This window comes from Streptomyces sp. S.PB5, assembly GCF_030403745.1.
In the GTDB taxonomy this organism is placed as follows: domain Bacteria; phylum Actinomycetota; class Actinomycetes; order Streptomycetales; family Streptomycetaceae; genus Streptomyces.
Genome location: NZ_JAQMWP010000005.1, coordinates 310,240 through 327,234 on the forward strand (window position 1 = coordinate 310,240; position 16,995 = coordinate 327,234).

General features: G+C 69.8%; 15 protein-coding genes. 8 read left to right on the plus strand and 7 right to left on the minus strand.

The genetic code is table 11. The annotated features are described in order from the left end of the window. Positions 1 to 126: 126 nt before the first annotated feature. Entirely contained in the window at positions 127 to 318 is a 192-nt protein-coding gene (locus PH203_RS15335) for a DUF397 domain-containing protein (RefSeq protein ID WP_289920494.1), read from the plus strand. A 133-nt stretch (positions 319 to 451) separates the two neighbouring features. Here the strand turns inward: PH203_RS15335 and PH203_RS15340 are convergent, their stop codons facing one another. Then, entirely contained in the window at positions 452 to 1,291 is an 840-nt protein-coding gene (locus PH203_RS15340; protein WP_289920495.1) for a hypothetical protein, read from the minus strand. 95 nt (positions 1,292 to 1,386) lie between these two features. On the opposite strand from PH203_RS15340, the gene PH203_RS15345 reads away from it, so the two are divergent. Together PH203_RS15345 and PH203_RS15350 are read left to right on the plus strand one after the other, a co-directional pair. Continuing rightward, on the plus strand, positions 1,387 to 2,172 hold the full coding sequence (locus PH203_RS15345) for an SDR family oxidoreductase (RefSeq protein WP_289920496.1): 786 nt from the start codon (positions 1,387 to 1,389) through the stop codon (positions 2,170 to 2,172). 126 nt (positions 2,173 to 2,298) lie between these two features. Continuing rightward, positions 2,299 to 3,840 carry a sodium:solute symporter family protein gene (locus PH203_RS15350; protein WP_289920497.1) on the plus strand — a complete coding sequence of 514 codons (1,542 nt, stop codon included), beginning with the start codon at positions 2,299 to 2,301 and terminating at the stop codon, positions 3,838 to 3,840. A gap of 7 nt (positions 3,841 to 3,847) precedes the next feature. Here PH203_RS15350 and PH203_RS15355 read toward each other — a convergent pair whose 3' ends face one another. After that, a complete protein-coding gene (locus PH203_RS15355) occupies positions 3,848 to 4,963 on the minus strand; it encodes an ADP-ribosylglycohydrolase family protein (RefSeq protein ID WP_289920498.1) in 1,116 nt (371 codons plus the stop codon). A 673-nt stretch (positions 4,964 to 5,636) separates the two neighbouring features. Between PH203_RS15355 and PH203_RS15360 the strand changes: the two genes are divergently transcribed. From PH203_RS15360 to PH203_RS15375, 4 genes are all read left to right on the plus strand, one after another. Beyond that, positions 5,637 to 6,167, plus strand: coding sequence for a hypothetical protein (locus tag PH203_RS15360; protein WP_289920499.1), 531 nt, complete (start codon positions 5,637 to 5,639; stop codon positions 6,165 to 6,167). Positions 6,168 to 6,278: 111 nt separating this feature from the next. Next, positions 6,279 to 6,551, plus strand: a complete 273-nt coding sequence (locus tag PH203_RS15365; protein ID WP_289920500.1) for a hypothetical protein — start codon at positions 6,279 to 6,281, stop codon at positions 6,549 to 6,551. A 38-nt stretch (positions 6,552 to 6,589) separates the two neighbouring features. Then, the gene (locus PH203_RS15370) at positions 6,590 to 7,504 is read left to right on the plus strand and encodes an ATP-binding cassette domain-containing protein (RefSeq protein WP_289920501.1); all 915 of its coding nucleotides are present in this window, start codon (positions 6,590 to 6,592) and stop codon (positions 7,502 to 7,504) included. Further along, entirely contained in the window at positions 7,501 to 8,406 is a 906-nt protein-coding gene (locus PH203_RS15375; protein ID WP_289920502.1) for a hypothetical protein, read from the plus strand. Before PH203_RS15370 ends, PH203_RS15375 begins: the two co-directional genes overlap by 4 nt. 61 nt (positions 8,407 to 8,467) lie before the next feature. Here PH203_RS15375 and PH203_RS15380 read toward each other — a convergent pair whose 3' ends face one another. Then, positions 8,468 to 11,839, minus strand: a complete 3,372-nt coding sequence (locus PH203_RS15380; RefSeq protein WP_354671245.1) for a tetratricopeptide repeat protein — start codon at positions 11,837 to 11,839, stop codon at positions 8,468 to 8,470. A 43-nt stretch (positions 11,840 to 11,882) separates the two neighbouring features. Between PH203_RS15380 and PH203_RS15385 the strand changes: the two genes are divergently transcribed. Continuing rightward, entirely contained in the window at positions 11,883 to 12,422 is a 540-nt protein-coding gene (locus tag PH203_RS15385; RefSeq protein WP_289920503.1) for a DUF2165 domain-containing protein, read from the plus strand. Here the strand turns inward: PH203_RS15385 and PH203_RS15390 are convergent. From PH203_RS15390 to PH203_RS15405, 4 genes are all read right to left on the minus strand, one after another. Next, a complete protein-coding gene (locus PH203_RS15390; RefSeq protein ID WP_289920504.1) occupies positions 12,388 to 13,056 on the minus strand; it encodes a Type 1 glutamine amidotransferase-like domain-containing protein in 669 nt (222 codons plus the stop codon). The genes PH203_RS15385 and PH203_RS15390 overlap by 35 nt on opposite strands. Before the next feature lie 80 nt (positions 13,057 to 13,136). Further along, on the minus strand, positions 13,137 to 13,682 hold the full coding sequence (locus PH203_RS15395; protein ID WP_289920505.1) for a hypothetical protein: 546 nt from the start codon (positions 13,680 to 13,682) through the stop codon (positions 13,137 to 13,139). Between the two features lie 35 nt (positions 13,683 to 13,717). Next, complete coding sequence (locus tag PH203_RS15400; RefSeq protein WP_289920506.1) at positions 13,718 to 14,281, minus strand: hypothetical protein; 564 nt, start codon at positions 14,279 to 14,281, stop codon at positions 13,718 to 13,720. A gap of 84 nt (positions 14,282 to 14,365) precedes the next feature. Next, positions 14,366 to 16,978, minus strand: a complete 2,613-nt coding sequence (locus PH203_RS15405; protein ID WP_289920507.1) for a bifunctional FO biosynthesis protein CofGH — start codon at positions 16,976 to 16,978, stop codon at positions 14,366 to 14,368. Positions 16,979 to 16,995 lie beyond the last annotated feature (17 nt).

Consider the following 16,995-nt stretch of genomic DNA (forward strand, 5'->3'; position numbering starts at 1 on the left):
TCCGCTGGTATATGCCACCCGGCCGGGTGAATACATCCCCCGCACTCCGATGTTGGCGAGTAGCGTCGATCACGCCATCGGATAACAACGTTGGCGCAAACTCAGCAACTGGCTATCGGAGCGAAAATGGCAATCAAGCAGGGCGCCGCGGACACGTGGGTCAAGTCTTCATACTCCCAGGGCAACGGCGCGTGCGTCGAGATCAAGTCCCCTGTCGTGTCGGCGATGGCCGTCCGGGACTCGAAGATCCAGAACGGCCCCACGCTGGCCTTCCCCGCGGACGCGTGGAACGCCTTCGTCGGCTCGGTCAAGGCGTAAATGGCCGGGTGACCGAGCAGCACTACACAACTACACAAGCACCACCGAAGAGCCCTCTCGTCTAGCTCGCCGTCCTTGCCGAGGGGGCTCGGCTTGTGTCCGGAAACGGACCTGCGGGACCGAGGCCTGCGCCCTACCTGAGCAGGTCGACGTACTTGTCCGTCCCCGGCACGGTCGGGACGAACGGCGCCGCCAACTCCACCCTCCCCAGGCCCGCTTCCGACACCGGCTCCTCCAGCCCCGTGAAGTACCGCTCCCAGCACTCCCGCGGATCCGCCTCCAGGAACCACAGCAGCGTCAGCCGGGTGTCGACCCCCTCGACCTGCTTCACATACGTCATCCGGTCCCCCGGCAGCGGAGTCGGCCGGAACACGGTCACCATCGCCACCGGCGACCCCGCCACCCGTTTCGGCAGGTGCCGCGACCGCAGCCACTCCAGCAACTCTCCGCGCTGTTCGGCCGATTCGGTGTCGATCACCTCGACGACCAGGCCCGCGTACGGATGGTCGAGGGCGTGGAAGTCCCGCGGCCCGGCCGCCCCGTCCCGGTACACGGTCGCCTCGTGGTCGTGGAACGCCGTGAAGACATGCGTCCGGTCCTGGTACACCCGAGCGTCGCGATTCAGCCGCTTGTTGATGCCGACGGTCCACTTCATGTGGTCGTCGTAGCGTCCGTCGGTGATCCAGTAGGTCGAGATGTAGCACCCGGCGGTGACCGGCTGGGCGATCGCCGACTTCTCGGGGTAGCGCAGGAGTTGGAGGTCCCGGGTGGCGACCCAGCGGCGCCCGGCGTACATCCAGGGCATCGCCATCGCGCCGGCGTAGTAGTGGTCGTCCTCGTACCAGCGGTTGTACGCGTACTCGTGGCCCGGGTGTGGCTCGACCATGGTGATGAGCGCATGGCCGGGGCGGACGCCGTACGGACCGACGGCGGCCAGTTCGGCGTACGTCTCGCTGCGGGTCTCTTCGCTCATTCCCTTCCCCTTCCTGGATGACTCGCCCATACTCTGACGCCCCGTCAGATATAGCGCCAGGGGCGGGAATCAGCGGGATTTCAGGGAGGTCTGCCATGTCACTGCTCACGGGCCGGACGGTCGTCGTGTCGGGCGTCGGCGCCGGGCTCGGTCATCAGGTCGCCGCGGCGGTCGTACGGGACGGCGGGAACGCGGTGCTCGGGGCGCGCACCGAGGCCAATCTCGCCAAGAGCGCGGCCGAGATCGATCCGGACGGGGCGCACGCGGCGTACCGGGCGACGGACATCACCGATGAGCAACAGTGCGTCGAGCTCGCAGAGTTGGCGGTGGAGCGGTTCGGGCGGATCGACGCGGTGGTCCATGTCGCCGCCTGGGACAGCCACTTCGGCGGGCTGGAGGACGCGGACTTCACCACCTGGCAGTCGGTGATCGACGTGAATCTGCTGGGGACGCTGCGGATGACGCGAGCATGCCTGCCGGCGCTGAAGGCGTGCGGCGGGTCGGTCGTGTTCATCGGCACGCAGTCGTCGGTGGCCGCTCCCTCACAGGTGCGGCAGGCGGCGTACGCGGCCTCGAAGGGCGCGCTGACGAGTGCGATGTACTCGCTGGCGCGGGAGCTCGGGCCGCATCGGATCCGGGTCAACACCGTGCTGCCGGGGTGGATGTGGGGACCGCCGGTGCAGGCGTACGTCCAGTTCACCGCACAGACGGAGGGGGTGGCGGAGTCGGAGGTGCTGGGGCGGCTGACGGAGCGTATGGCACTGCCCGATCTGGCCACCGACGGGGATGTGGCGGATGCGGCGGTGTTCCTGGCCTCGGACAGGGCGCGGGCGATCACCGGACAATCACTGCTGGTCAACGCCGGGGAGCTGATGCGGTGAGTTCATGTAGGTGAACGAGGGCCATCACCACGAATACTTTTACCTCCCTTTGACCTTACGCTCACTTGTCGTGTTCACGCGACAGCGCCCACGATGAGCGCCGGGTCGACCCCTGGGAGGACGCACATGAACGGTCTCGACTGGGCCGTGCTCATCGGCTACTTCGGCGTGATGGTGGCCATCGGCGTGTGGTCGCACAAGCGCGTGGACAACGTCAGCGACTTCTTCACGGCCGGCGGCAAGATGCCCTGGTGGCTCTCCGGCATCTCGCACCACATGTCGGGCTACAGCGCGGTGATGTTCACCGGGTACGCGGGCATCGCCTACACCTACGGTGTCACCTCCTTCGTGACGTGGTCCTTCCCCATCGCCCTCGGTATCGCGATCGGTTCGAAGCTGTTCGCGCCACGCATCAACCGGCTGCGCTCACGTCTCCATGTGGCCTCCCCGCTGGAGTATCTGAAGAACCGCTACGACCTGAAGACCCAGCAGGCGCTGGCCTGGTCCGGCATGCTGCTGAAGATCGTGGACGTCGGCGCCAAGTGGGCCGCCATCGCGACCCTGCTGTCGGTCTTCACGGGCATCTCCCTGAACCAGGGCATCCTCATCACCGGCTCCATCACCGCCGTCTACTGCACGATCGGCGGCCTGTGGGCGGACGCGCTGACGGAGCTGGGCCAGTTCGTGATCCAACTCCTCGCCGGTGTCGCGATGTTCGTCGCGGTCGTCGCCGAACTGAACGACAAGGGCATCGGCTTCTTCGAGGCCTGGGACCGCCCGGAGCTCCAGGGCCACGGCGAGCCGCTGGTCGGCCCGTACGGCACGGTCTTCCTCCTCGCCTTCCTCTTCATCAAGCTCTTCGAGTACAACGGCGGCATGCTCAACCAGGCCCAGCGCTACATGGCCACGGCGAACGCGTACGAGGCCGAGCGCTCGGCCCGTCTCTCGGCTCTCCTGTGGCTGGTCTGGCCGGTGGTCCTCTTCTTCCCCATGTGGATGTCCCCGCTGCTGGTGCAGTCCCAGAAGCCGGACGGCTCCGACTCCTACGGCCTGATGACCGAACAGCTGCTGCCCCACGGCCTGTTGGGCCTGGTCATCGTCGGCTTCTTCTCCCACACCATGGCGATGTGCTCCTCCGACGCCAACGCCATCGCCGCGGTGTTCACCCGCGACTGCGCGCCGGTGGTGTGGCGCAGGGCGCGGGCGTGGAGCGAGGGGCAGGGGCTGCGGGTGGCCCGTGTCACGACGGTCGTGTTCCTCGGCCTGTCGATGGCGGCGGCGACGCAGGTCAACTCGCCCGCCTTCAAGGACATCATCACCGTCGTCATCAAGTGGGTGGCGGGTCTGATGGGTCCGATGGCCATCCCGATGATGCTGGGTCTGCTCCGCCCGTTCCGCCGCTCGGGTCCGACGGCGGCGCTCACGAGCTGGTCGATGGGCCTGTTCACCTTCTGGCTGGTCAACTACCCGATCAACTGGAACGTCGACGGCGGTGTCCCCCTCCAGTACCAGGTCTCGATCCCGCTCGCGGTCTCGCTGGTCCTCTACATCCTCGTCGGCTTCGTGAAGCCGGAGGACACTCCGGAGCGGCTCGCGATCATCGAGAAGATCAACACGGACGGGGACGGGGCCGCCGCGCGGGCCGAGCCGGTGCCTACGGAGGCGTGAGCGGCGCTCAGGCCCTCGGGTATCTCGCCAGCCAGCCCGGTGCCGATCCGGCCGGACCGTGCAGGGCGGGACCCTGAGTCATCTCCATCGCGAAGTCGTCGGCCAGCTCGAGCAACGTGGGACGGCCCTCCAGTTCGGCCAGCCAGGCCGGCGGGAGGGCCGTTTCGCCGTGCAGGGCGCCGAGGAGGCCACCGGTGAGGGCCCCGGCCGCGGCGGAGGGCCCGTCGTGATTGACGGCGAGGCAGAGCCCGTGCCGTACGTCCTCGCTCACGAGCGCGCAGTAGACGGCGGCGGCGAGCAGCCCCTCCGCCGTTCCCGCGCCGATGAGCTCCCCGACCCGGGCGGGCGTCGGCATCCCCTGCCGTACGGCACCCAGCGCGTGCTGGAGGGCGTCGGACACGGGCTGGTGTCCGGGCCGGGGGCCGATCAGGGCGAGCGTCTGCTGCACGGCCGCGTCCAGGCTGTCGCCGCGGGCGAGCCCGTGCACGATCGCGGCGTACGCGCCCGCCGTGAGGTAGGCGACGGGGTGCCCGTGGGTCTGCGCGGCGCACTCCACGGCGAGCTGGACGACGAGCTGCGGCTCCCAGCCGACGAGCAGCCCGAAGGGAGCGGACCGGGCGGCGGCCTCGGGCCCGGCCTCGCCGGGGCTCTTGGGGGCGTCGAGGGTGCCCATGTTGTCGTCGCCGAAGCCGATGAGGAGCGATCGGGCGGGATCGCGGCGGACGTACAGCCACTCCTCCCTGGCGAGCCACCCGTCGTCCTTCCGCCGCTCGTCGGGCCCCCAGTCACGCTGGGTGGCGGCCCAGCGCAGATACGCCCGGTGCAGATCGGTGGGCGGATGCCAGGCCCCGGTGTCCCGCCTGACCTGGGCCCGTATCAGCCCGTCGACGGAGAACAGCGTCAGCTGGGTGACATGAGTGACGGCGCCGCGCCTGCCGTAGGCGGCGGCGAGATCCACGATCCCCTCGATCCCGTACGCCTCCTGGATCCCGTCGAGACCGAGCCGCTCGACGGGCGCCCCGAGCGCGTCCCCGACGGCCACCCCGAGCAGCGTCCCGCGCACCCGGCTCCGGAAGTCCTGTTGCTCGACGCGGCCCCAGATGGCCCCGGCTGTAGCACCCACCAAGACCTCCCCATAGGCACCGCCCGCACGCACGACCACTCGGAACTGTAATCGACCGGGAACGGTCCGTTCAGGGACGGAGAGGTATGGGAGATGTGCTGGAAGTGGCCGGTATTGGGCAAGGGTGGTCAGGTATCACCCGCGCTCGGGACGGAGCACGGGGAGAACACCGATGAAACCGCGCCTACGGCAATCCCCCCGAGACCGGTCCGTCACCCGCAACGGGCGTCACCCCGCCCCCTTGCGCATGCCGCACGGAGCTACCGGCCCCCCGAAGGCTCCGCGAGTTCCTGAAGGGGCGTCACTCACGGTACTGGCAGCCAGAGTTGAGTCCCGGCTCGTCCGGGCCCGCTTCCGGGCCGGTGGTCTACCGCCGTATGCAGGGTCTTTGCGAACCCTTCACAAGCAAACACCTGGTGGTCAAAAAATCTATGCTCGTGTTATGTTCTGGGCCCGTCGAACACCCGGCCTGACCAGCTGGGTTGAGACGGAAGGACACGGATCAATTCCTGCACGCGGCCTGAGGACTGCCTGTGGGTCTCTTGATGATGCGTCCAAGGAGAAGTAATCGGGGGGAAGAAGTCCGCGGGGGACCTTTTCGGTTTCCACGCCTCTTTCAGGTCGCCCAACACGGGCTTCCTCCCCTTGCGATTAAACGCAAGGGAGATTATACATGAAGCGCAAAACCCTGCGCATGGCAGCGGTTTCCGCCGTGGCCGCCATGACCATCGGCGCCGGTGCCGGTCTCGCGCAGGCGGAGGATGCCTCGGTCAGCGTGGCGGCTGCGGCCGAGGCGGCTCGGGCTCAGGCCGCTGAGGAGCGGGCCGAAGCGGCTGCTGCCGCGGCCGCAGCCAAGGCGTCCCTGTCCGCGGCCGACGCCGGCGCCTTCCTCGCCCACACGGAGCTCGCGGCCGAACTGTCCGCCGCGGACACGGAGTCGATGCGTGCGGTCGCCGAGGGAAGAGCCACCGAACTGCAGGCCCGTGGGGTCGTCGGCAGTGCCGCCAAGGCTCTGTACAAGCTGATCAAGAAGCACGGCGGCAAGGTCTTCGACGATGCGGTCAAGGCTGCCAAGAGGGGCTGGTCCAAGTTCCGTTCGTACATGGACGGGCTGGCCTGGTACCACCCGGTCCGGATCGCCTGGGTCGCCGCCGGCGGTGAGGTGCAGTACCAGCTGTACAGCTACATCCGCAGCCTGTTCTGAGCCGCTGAGGGGGTGCCCGGTCACCAGCCCATGCTGCTGACCGGGCACCCCCTGCCGCCGCGCGTCGCGGCGGAATTTCGTATGCCCCGGATTATCGCGAGGAATTCATCCATGACCTCCACCTCCGAAATGTCTTCGTCCCTGAAGAACCTGTGGGCCTCGCCCCTCTGTTTCATCGCGGCCGCGTTCGTCGCGTTCAACATGACCGGCCACCGCGGCGCGGGCTGGGCCCTGATGGCCGCTGGACTCATCGGCCCCCTCGTGGCTCTGGCCTGGGGTGCGGTGCGTCATGAGAGGCCCGACTCATTCGTGATCATCCCGCTGGGGGCGCTGGTGCTGTTCACCGTGCTCTTCGGCATCAACGAAGGTTTCCCCTGGTCCTGACGCCGTTGTCAGGACGCATACACGGAGAGGAGCACACTGTGCCGCGAGGCGACGTACTGGCCGAAGCACAGGGCCTCCGGCGCTCGTTCGGCGGCAGAACGGTTCTCGAGGACGTGTCACTGACGCTGCACGCGGGCGAGGTGACGGGTTTCGTCGGTGCCAACGGCGCCGGTAAGACCACCACGATCCGGCTGATGCTGGGGCTTGCCCGCGGAGAGGGCGAAACACACTTCCTGGGACGTCCGTTGAACTCCTGGGGATCTCCCGGAAATGTTGTCGGTGCAGTCCTCGGCGGAATTGCGGGCCATCCCAGCCACCGGGTGAGGGCGCACCTGCGGATGGTGGCCGCCGGATGCGGCGCGTCGGACCGGCGTGTCGACACCATGCTGGAATTGGTGGGTCTCACACAGGCCGCCCGACTGAAAATATCCCAGCTCTCTCTGGGAATGGCGCAGCGTGTGGGAATTGCGCAGGCGCTGCTCGGCGATCCGCCGGTGCTCATTCTCGACGAGCCTGCGAACGGTCTCGATCCGCACGCGATCCGCTGGCTGCGGGAATTCCTGCGGGCTCAGGCGGCGGAGGGCAGGGCCGTCATGGTGTCCAGTCATCTGCTGGGGGAGATGGAGCAGCTCGCGGACCGCGTGGTGGTGCTGTCACGGGGCCGCGTCGTGGCCGCGTCGCCGATCACGGAGTTGCTGTCCCGGGCGGGGAGCCAGCGCGTGGTGACGGTACAGACACCGGACCTGCCGACGCTCACACGCCTTGTCGAGGAAGCGGGCGGCCGGCTGCAGCGTGCCGGTGGGCCGAGCGCGCACATCACGGGCCTGGACCGGATCCGGGTCAGCGCCCTCGCAGCCGAGGGCGGCGTGGCACTGCACTGGCTGTCCGAGGAGACGCCCTCGCTGGAGGACTACTACCTGTCCATCGCGGAAGAGGAGTTCAGGATCTCGTGACCACGCCCCTGACACACATCCCCCCACACCCCGACGCGCCCGCGGCTGCGTCCCGCCTCCCGCGTGTCGTCCCGGCCGGTGAGGCGTTCCGCAGCGCGTGCCGGTACGAGTGGCGTCACCTTGCGGCGCTGCGCTCCACGTGGGTGCTCCTCGGCGTGGTGGCCGCGCTGAGCCTGCTCACCGGGCCCGGCCTCCTCTTCGACCGGGACAGAACACGGGTGATCAGCGCGGCGTCGATGGGCGACGTGCTGGCGTGGACGCCGTTGACGACCCAGGTCCCCATGCTGAGCTTCTTCGTGCTGGTCCTCGGTACAGGCCCGGTCTCCACCGACCTGGTGCGGGGAGCGGCACGCACCACGTGGCTGGCAGTCAACGGCCGTCGGACGGCGTACGCGGCGAAGTGCGCGGTCGGGTTCCTGGTGGGAGCCGGTGTGGCGGCGATGAGCGCGCTGGTGGGCGCGGTGTCGGCGGCGGTCGCTCTGGCTCTGTCCGGTGGGGCGCAGCCGACGTGGGGTGCCGTGCTCGCCCCGGTGCTGCGGTTCGTGCTGTGGATGGGCTGCTGGGCATTGCTGTGCCTGGCACTTGTGGCACTGATGCGAAACAGGATTCTCCCGGTGGTGACGCTGTGCCTGTGGCCGGTTCTGGGCGAGCGACTGGCAGGTCTGCTACTGGGGTACGTCCCCGGACTTGACGGCGTGAGCAGCTGGCTGCCGTTCGCGGTGGGCCGGGCAATGCTCACCGACGTATCGACGTTTGCGGAAGAAGATAAATCATTTGCGCAAGCAATGATCGGGTCGGATCTGTCGACCCCGGAAGCCCTGGTGGTCTACCTGGTCTACACGGTGGCGCTGACGGCGGCCGGTTACTGGGCGTACTGCCGCCGAGAGGCTCCGACGGGGTGAAGGACACGGACCGGGCGCACCTCACCGTCACCGACCGCGCCTGGCCGGCGTTCCTCGGCGCCTACTCCGCGTAACGCGCCCGCAGCGCGTCCCTGGCCTCGGTGATCGCCGTGAGGTGCGGGGCGAGGCGGTCGCGGTCGGCGCCCGGGCTGTTGGCGAGGTCGGTGAAGAGGGCGGCGAGGGTTTCGAGGTCGTCCCAGTCGAGCGCCGCCGCCAGGAGTTCGGCCCGGTAGCGGTCGGCGGCGGCCCAGTCGGCGAGGCCGCAGCTGCTGACGCACCGGCCGGCCAGGCGTTCCGTCTCGTCCAGTTCCTCGGTGTCCAGGAGCCGGACGACTTCGCGCCAGTGGGGCTCCGCGGCCGCCTGCCCCTGCGAGCCGGAAGCGATCATCGCCAGCTCGAACGCTCCATCGAGCGCGTCCTCCGACCGCAGCCGCTCGGCAAGGCTCCGGGCCTCCTCCCACTGTCCGTTGTGCCGGTGGACCAGGAGGCGCAGGTGGTCGAGATCGGGGTCCGGGCCGGTCATCCAGAAGGCGGCGGTGAGCCGTGCCGCCGCCTCGTCCCAGCGGCCCGCGCGGATCAGTGTCTCAATGCCCTTGTAGCGAGCCATGTCCACGTCCTCGCCCAGGGACAGGCCCAGGGACAGACGGGTGTCCCAGTCGCTCAGGCTCTGTTCGACGCGTCCGATCGCCAGATGAACCCGGGCACGCTGGTCGTAGGCCCACGCGTAGTCGGAACTGACCGCCAGAGCCCGGTCCAGGTACACGAGCGCTTCGGAGTAGTTCCGCAGGGCACGGTACGAGGCCCCCAGGCGGGACAGGGCGAAGACGTCGTCCGGGTCCCGCTCGATCACCTGCCGGAACGCGGCGATCGCCTCCTGGTGCCTGCCCGCGAGCCGGTAGGTCTCCCCCAGTTCGGTCTCGGCCCAACCCGCGCCCGGGTCGGTTGAGACGGCGCGGCGCAAGTCCTCGATCTCGCCGTCCCGGTCCGCCGACTCGCCCTTCACGCGGGCCCGCGTCACCAGGGCCCAGGTGTAGTCCGGTGCCAGCTCGACGGCCCGGTCCAGACTGGCCAACGCCTCCTCGGTGCGGCCCAGTCGGTGGCAGGCGTAGCCCCGTCCCGCGTGGGCCGAGACATGGTCGGGCCGGATGGACAGGGCTCGGTCCAGTTCGGCGACGGCCTCCTCCCACCGCTCCGCGCGCCGGTATGCCTCGCCCCGTTCGGACGCGACCCAGTCGGAGTCGGGCCGCAGGACGACGGCCCGGTCCAGGTCGGCGAACGCCTTCTCCCACTCCCCCATGTCGCGGTGCAGACGCGCTCTGCGCACCAGCGCCCACACGTGGTCGGTGTCGACGCGCAGGGCGCGGTCGAAGTCGGCGAGCGCCAGGTCCTGCTCGCCGAGCGCGTGCCGGCAGACACCTCTGGAGGCCAGGGCGATGTCGTCGGCCGGGTCGAGGGCGATCGCCCGGTCGAAGTCGGCGACGGCCTCCTCCAGCCGCCCCATCAGCCGACAGGTCTCACCGCGGGCCGTCTTGATCCGCGCGTTGTCCGGGCTCAGTTCCTCGGCCCGGTCGAAGTCGGTCAGGGCACCGGGGAAGTCGCCCGCGCCCCGCCGGGTGACGCCACGGTTGTAGAGCGCGATATCCAACTCCGTGTCCAGCGCGATCGCTTGGTCCAGATCGACCAGTGCGTCGGTGTACTCGCCGCTCTCGCGCAGCTCGATCCCGCGCAGCGTGTGGGCCAGGGCCCGGTCACGCACCCGCAGCCCCTGATGGGCCAGGAGCAGATCCATCGCCCTGACCGTCCCCGCCTCGTCGTCCGCCAGCGCCTCGCCCAGCCGCCGCCCCCAGTCCTCCAGATCCGCGGCGCCCGCGGCGGCGCCCGCTTCCTGAAGCATGCGGGCGAAATGCCGGCCCGCCGCCGGATCCGCCCCGCAGACCCCGATCAGATCCCGGAGCACACCGGGGAAGGCCACCGTGGGGCGCGCGCACAGCAGGTGGTACGCCTCCTCAAGACGCGGCTCACGCCACCTCTCCTCACCCCACTTCTCGTACGGCCGCAGCCCCTGCGCCGCCTCCTCGCGCCAGCCGCCGAAGACGGCCGCCAGGGCCTCGTGCCGCTCGGTCCATCCGCGTGGGGAGCGGCGCCGCTGCAATCGGAGCATCGGCTCGCGCACCAGGTCGTGGTAGCGCAGCCGGTCGCCCCGATCGTCGACGAAGGCCAGCCGGCGCAGCCAGCCGAAGAGCGCGTCCGCCTCCTCGGACGGGCAGTCCACGGTCGCCCGGAAGACGTCCATGTCCAGGCGTCTGGGCAGCGCGCAGGCAAGGGCCACCGCCTGGCGTACCGGATCCTGTTCCCACTTCAGATAGCGTTCGACGGCCGTGGCGCTGAGATCGCCGACGTCACCCGGGTCGGTGGGGCGCTGCTCCGCGAGAGTCGACACCAGCAGTGGCAGCCCACCGGTCAGGCGGAGCACCTCCGCCACCACCTCCTCGGCGACGACGCCTCTGTCCGCCAGCAGCCCTCGCGCCTCCGCCTCCGTGAACGGCGCGAGCGGCAGGTCCGTCATGAAGTCGGCGAAGGCACCCCAGCGTGCGGTGTCGAAGGGGCGCTGTCCCGATGTCACCACGACGACGGTCGAGGGCAGGGTGCCGTACCGGTCGCCCGTCATCACCTCGTGCAGCCACCCGTCGAGGAACGGCCCGGTGCGCTCGTACGTGTCGAGGAACAGGACGATCCACGGTGCGGCGGCCGCCGCTTCGGACAGTTCCGCGAGGAGCACGGGGGTGAGCACCCGTTCCGGGGACAGAACCAGCTGCACGTCCTCCTGGCTGCGGAAGCGCGCGCTGAGTCCTTCGCGCAGGCGGTCGGCGCCCTGGGCCAGCCGGTCGGCGTCGAGAGCGCCGGCGAAGGCGCCGACCACGGGGACCATGCCGAGCCCCACGAGGCCGGCGCGGGCCACCGCCATGCCGCCCGCCGACGGCTGCTGCGCCTCCGTGTCGAGCGGGGCCACCGCGAGGACCTCGGCCTCGTGCCGGCGTTCCCGATGGGCGGCCAGGAGCCGGTCCAGTTCCTTGAACCGGTGTCCCTGAGCGGCGAATTGACGGCTGATCGCCGACATCGCCTCCGGCACGCTGCCGACGCTCTCGTCGACGTACACGGTGAGAGCGCCCTTCTCACGGGCGATCTGCTCCAACTCCCGTACCAGGAACGTCTTTCCGACCCCCGCATTGCCGTGCACATGGAACAGGAACCGGTGTCGTTCGTCCTCCGGTGGCAGGTCCAGGTTCTCGCGGAAGGCGGCCCGTTCGTCGCCGCGGCCCACGAACCCGGCGCGTGTGCGCTGCCGTATCAGCTCCTGCATGGACAGCCGCGCCCGTGCCATCCGTACGCCCCGTCCCTCGTCCCGAAGTCCGCCGACTCCATTCTGGCTCAATGCGTTTGGCGTACGGAGGGTGCCGCGGGGAAAAATGATCGCCATGGCCACAACACCCCCACGCAGCGCACTCCACCTCACCAGCACCCTGCTCACCGCGACCGTCGCCCTCTACATGGCCCTCGTCGCCTTCGGGAACATCACCGACTTCGGCACCAACCAGGCGTTCGTGCAGCATGTGCTGGCGATGGACACCACGTTCAAGGACGACGACCTGATGTGGCGGGCCATCACCAACGAGGGCCTGCAGAACACGGCGTACGTCGCCATCATCGTCTGGGAGACGGTCTCCGCCCTCGTGTTGATCTACGGCACCTGGCTCTGGTTCCGCCGCGACGACGCACGCGCCCGCCGCTTCTCCACGTACGGCCTGCTCATGGTGATGCTGCTCTTCGGCGCCGGGTTCATCGCAATCGGCGGGGAGTGGTTCTCGATGTGGCAGTCGGAGAACTGGAACGGGCTCGACGCGGCACTGCGGGTGTTCGTGCTGAGCGGGGTGGTGCTGCTGGTGGTGCAGTTGGCGTCGGGCCAATCCGCCACGGGCCGGGTCACGGATGGAAGCGCCAGCGGCCCTCGGAAATGACGTCGGTCTTGCCGTCCCTGACGGCAACGGCTGTGTCGTCGTCGATGAAGTAGATCGGGAAGTCGGCCCGTGCGGCGATGCGGTCGGCCCAGGCGTCGTCCCGTTCGGGGAAGTCCGGCGAGTACAGGTGGGGCTTGAGATACCAGTCGAAGAGGCCGAACGGTGGCTCCACGGTCGTCGCGCCGAGCGCGTGGAGGTCCGCGGTGTCCCCGATGACGTCGGCGGAGTGGCCGGTGAGATGACGGCTGAAGATCATCGATCCGGCGCTCACCCCGACGTAGACCCGGCTCTCCAGCGCCTCCAGGAAGCCGTCGGCCAGGCCGTTGCCCGTGATGCTGCGCGCGAGGTGGTAGTGGTTGCCGCCTTCGACATGGATGACGTCGGCGCGGAGGAGCCGGTCGAGGACCATCTGCCGCGGCAGGCCGTTCAGTTCCAGGATGTCGAACTCGCGCCAGCCGAGACCGTGCAGCCGGTTCATGTCCGCGACGACCCAGCCGTGGTCCCCGGGCTCGGCGACGGACGCCGTGGGAACGAAGACCACGTTCGCCGACCCGAAGGGCTTGCCCAGCATGTCCCGCAGTGCGTCCCGCAGCGTCTCGTTGCGCAGGCCGCTCGCCGTCAGCAGAAGGTTCATCGGGCGAGCCAAGCACGGCTGACGGGTACATGCAACGCACTTCGGGACCGGCATGCGACGTGCCCTCCAGGCACCCCGTCTCAGCTCATCAGGCCGAACACCGACCGTCTGCGGCGGCTTTCCGTCATCCGCTCCCGGACGTGTTCCGGGGGCAACTGGGCGGCCAGACGGGCCAGTTCCTCGAAGATCGACATGTAGTTGCCGCCGCCGGCCTCGCCCCGCAGTTCCCGTTCACGTTCCACGAAGGGCCGCACCGCCTGCCACACGGACACGATGCGGGTGCGCAGGACCGTGGCGAGGAGGGTTTCGTCGAGGAGGCCGAAGACGGCCAGGTTGGCGAAGGACTGGTAGTAGTACACGACGCTGTAGAAGGCCGCCTTGGCGTCGGCGGGCAGTCCGCGCACACCCCCGTCCGGGTCCTGCTCCACTCCGAGGCGCTCGCACACGTAGTCGTGCTGCTCGTGGAACTCGACGGAGCGGAACTCCGAGAGCAGGGCGCTCATCACCGATATGTGGTTGGCGTGTTTGGCGATGCGGGCCTGCCGGGCGCTGAACACGATGGAGGTGACCACGGCCACTACGGCGATGGCGGTGGTCGCGATGTTGAAGACGACGGAACTGTCCATCCGGTCACCGTACGGAGACTGCCCCGTCGGCGGGACTACTTCACCACCACGACCTGCGTTCCCGTCTCCCCGAACGTCCACAGCGCCGAGCCGTCCGCCTTCCCCGTCCGGATGCCGCTGGTCTGCGTCCCCGACGCGACCGCGGGCGGCGAGGAGCCGTCCACCGCGTTGGAGAAGGCGATGGACAGGCCCGCCTTGCTGGCGAAGTAGATGATGTGCTCGATCTGGACGCCGTCGGAGCCGGTCGTGGCGTCGCGGCGGACGTCGACCTTGTAGCTGCCGGGGTCCGGGCTCACCGTGCCCGGCCAGACCGCGAAGGTGCGCTGGGCGGCGTCGCTCGCGCCGACCAGCCAGACCCGCTTCTGGCCGAGGGAGTAGACGATACGGCGACCGGTGCCGGAGTCGTCCGGCACGGCGGTGGCCGTGGGCTTCGAGGGCGACGCCGAGGGCCGCGCCGATGCCGACGCGCTCGGGTTGGCGGCGGCCGTGGCCTCGGGCTTCGGGCCCTTGTCGGCCTGGACAGCCAGGGCGGCGACCACGGCGATCGCCCCCACCGTCAGACCGGTCACCCAGACCTTCGGGGCAGGCACGGCACGCATCTCCTCAGCTCCGACCCCTCCGGACAAACAGGGGTCCGATCATCGTACTTCCAGGCGGCCCTCCCCCTTCCCTCAGTCCAGCCCTCAGTCCAGCACCGGCAACAGCTCCGGCAGATGCCCGTCCGACACCGCCGCCGCCTTCTGCCGCTCCTCCGGGACCTCGCCGTACAGCGTCGTGCGGGGCTTCGCGGGGCGGCCCGCCGCCTCCGCCACCGCGATCAGGTCCTTCACCGACTTGTAGGAGCCGTACGACGAGCCCGCCATCCGCGAGATCGTCTCCTCCATCAGCGTGCCGCCAAGGTCGTTCGCACCCGACCTCAGCATCTCCGCCGCGCCCTCCGTGCCCAGCTTCACCCAGCTGGTCTGGATGTTGGGGATGTGCGGGTGGAGGAGCAGGCGGGCCATCGCGGTCACCGCCCGGTTGTCCCGCATCGACGGGCCCGGCCTAGCGATCCCCGCCAGGTACACCGGCGCGTTCGTGTGGATGAAGGGGAGCGTCACGAACTCCGTGATCCCGCCCGTCCGTTGCTGGATCCCAGCCAGCGTCCTCAGGTGCCCCAGCCAGTGCCTCGGCTGGTCCACGTGCCCGTACATCATCGTCGAGGTCGACGGGATGCCCACCTCGTGCGCCGTGGTGATGACCTCGATCCACGTCGCCGTGGGCAGCTTGCCCTTGGTCAGGACCCAGCGGACCTCGTCGTCGAGGATCTCGGCGGCGGTGCCGGGGATGGAGTCCAGGCCCGCCTCCTTCGCGGCCGTCAGCCACTCGCGGATCGACATCCCGGTGCGCGTCGCGCCGTTCACGACCTCCATCGGGGAGAACGCGTGCACGTGCATCCCCGGCACCCGCTCCTTCACCGCCCTCGCGATGTCGAAGTACGCCGTCCCCGGCAGGTCCGGGTGGATGCCGCCCTGCATGCAGACCTCCACCGCGCCCACGTCCCACGCCTGCTGGGCACGGTCGGCCACCTGCTCCAGCGACAGCGTGTACGCGTCCGCGTCCGTCCGGCGCTGCGCGAACGCACAGAAACGGCAGCCCGTGTAGCAGACGTTGGTGAAGTTGATGTTCCGCGTGACGATGTACGTCACGTCGTCGCCGACCGCCGACTTGCGAACGTCGTCGGCCACGGAACACAACGCGTCCAGCGCCGGGCCGTCCGCGTGCAGCAGCGCGAGTGCCTCGGCGTCCGTGAGCCGTGTGGGGTCGTCGGCCGCCACCCGCAGGGCGTCCCGCACATCCGTGTCTATGCGCTCCGGCACCATCCCGGGCGCCGCCGCCTCCCGCAGGGCGCCCCAGTCGCCGTACACCTCGTCGAAGTCGTCGCGGCGGTCGGTCGTACGGCCCTCGGTGTCGATGGAGGCGTGCAGGTCGGTACGGCCGGACGGGACGAAGACCTCCTCCGGCTCCTGCCAGGGGTGGCCCTCCACGACCGCGTCCTCCCGGGCCAGCCCCGTCTCCGGGTCCGCCAGCGCCCGTACGTGCGGCAGCAGCCGCGGGTCCAGCCACGGCTCGCCCCGCCGCACGAACTCCGGGTACACGCACAGCCGTTCCCGCAGCGAGAAGCCGACCGCTTCCGAGCGAGCCGCCAGTTCCTCGATCTGCGGCCAGGGGCGTTCGGGGTTCACGTGGTCGATGGTCAGCGGGGAGACACCGCCCCAGTCGTCGATGCCGGCGTCGATGAGCCGCTCGTACTCCGCGTCGACCAGGTTCGGCGGGGCCTGGAGGCAGGCCGAGGGGCCCATGATGTGCCGGGCGACCGCCACCGTGGCGACCAGTTCGTCGAGTTCCGCGTCCGGCATGCCGCGCATCGCGGTGTCCGGCTTGGCGCGGAAGTTCTGGATGATCAGTTCCTGGATGCCGTGGTACGAGCGGGAGACGCGCCGGAGCGCGAACAGCGACTCCGCCCGCTCCTCGTACGTCTCGCCGATCCCGATCAGAAGGCCGGACGTGAAGGGCACGGACGACCTGCCCGCGTCCTCCAGCACGCGCAGCCGCACGGCCGGTTCCTTGTCCGGGGAGCCGTAGTGGGGGCCGCCGGGCTCGGACCACAGCCGCTCGGCCGTCGTCTCCAGCATCATGCCCATCGACGGGGCGACCGGCTTCAGGCGCTGGAAGTCCGTCCAGGACATCACGCCGGGGTTGAGGTGGGGCAGCAGGCCCGTCTCCTCCAGGATGCGGATGGAGATGGCGCGGACGTAGGCGATCGTGTCGTCGTAGCCGTGCGCGTCGAGCCACTCGCGCGCCTCCGGCCAGCGGTCCTCGGGCTTGTCGCCGAGGGTGATCAGGGCTTCCTTGCAGCCGAGGGCCGCGCCCTTGCGGGCGACGTCCAGCACCTCGTCCGGGGACATGAACATTCCGTGGCCGGCGCGGCGCAGCTTGCCGGGGACGGTGACAAAGGTGCAGTAGTGGCACTTGTCACGGCACAGCCGGGTCAGGGGGATGAAGACGCTCTTCGAGTACGTGATGACACCGGGGCGGCCCGCCGCCGCGAGGCCCGCGTCGCGCACCCGGGCGGCGGACGCGGTGAGATCGGCGAGGGCCTCGCCGCGGGCCTGGAGGAGGACCGCGGCTTCGCCGACGTCGAGGGCCACGCCGTCACGGGCGCGTTTGAGGGCGCGACGCATGGAGTTCTCGGTCGGGCCGGTGCCGCGGACGGGCTCGGTGGGGCCGTTTCCGGAGGTCGCGGAAGTCGTCATCCTTCGAGCATACGAGC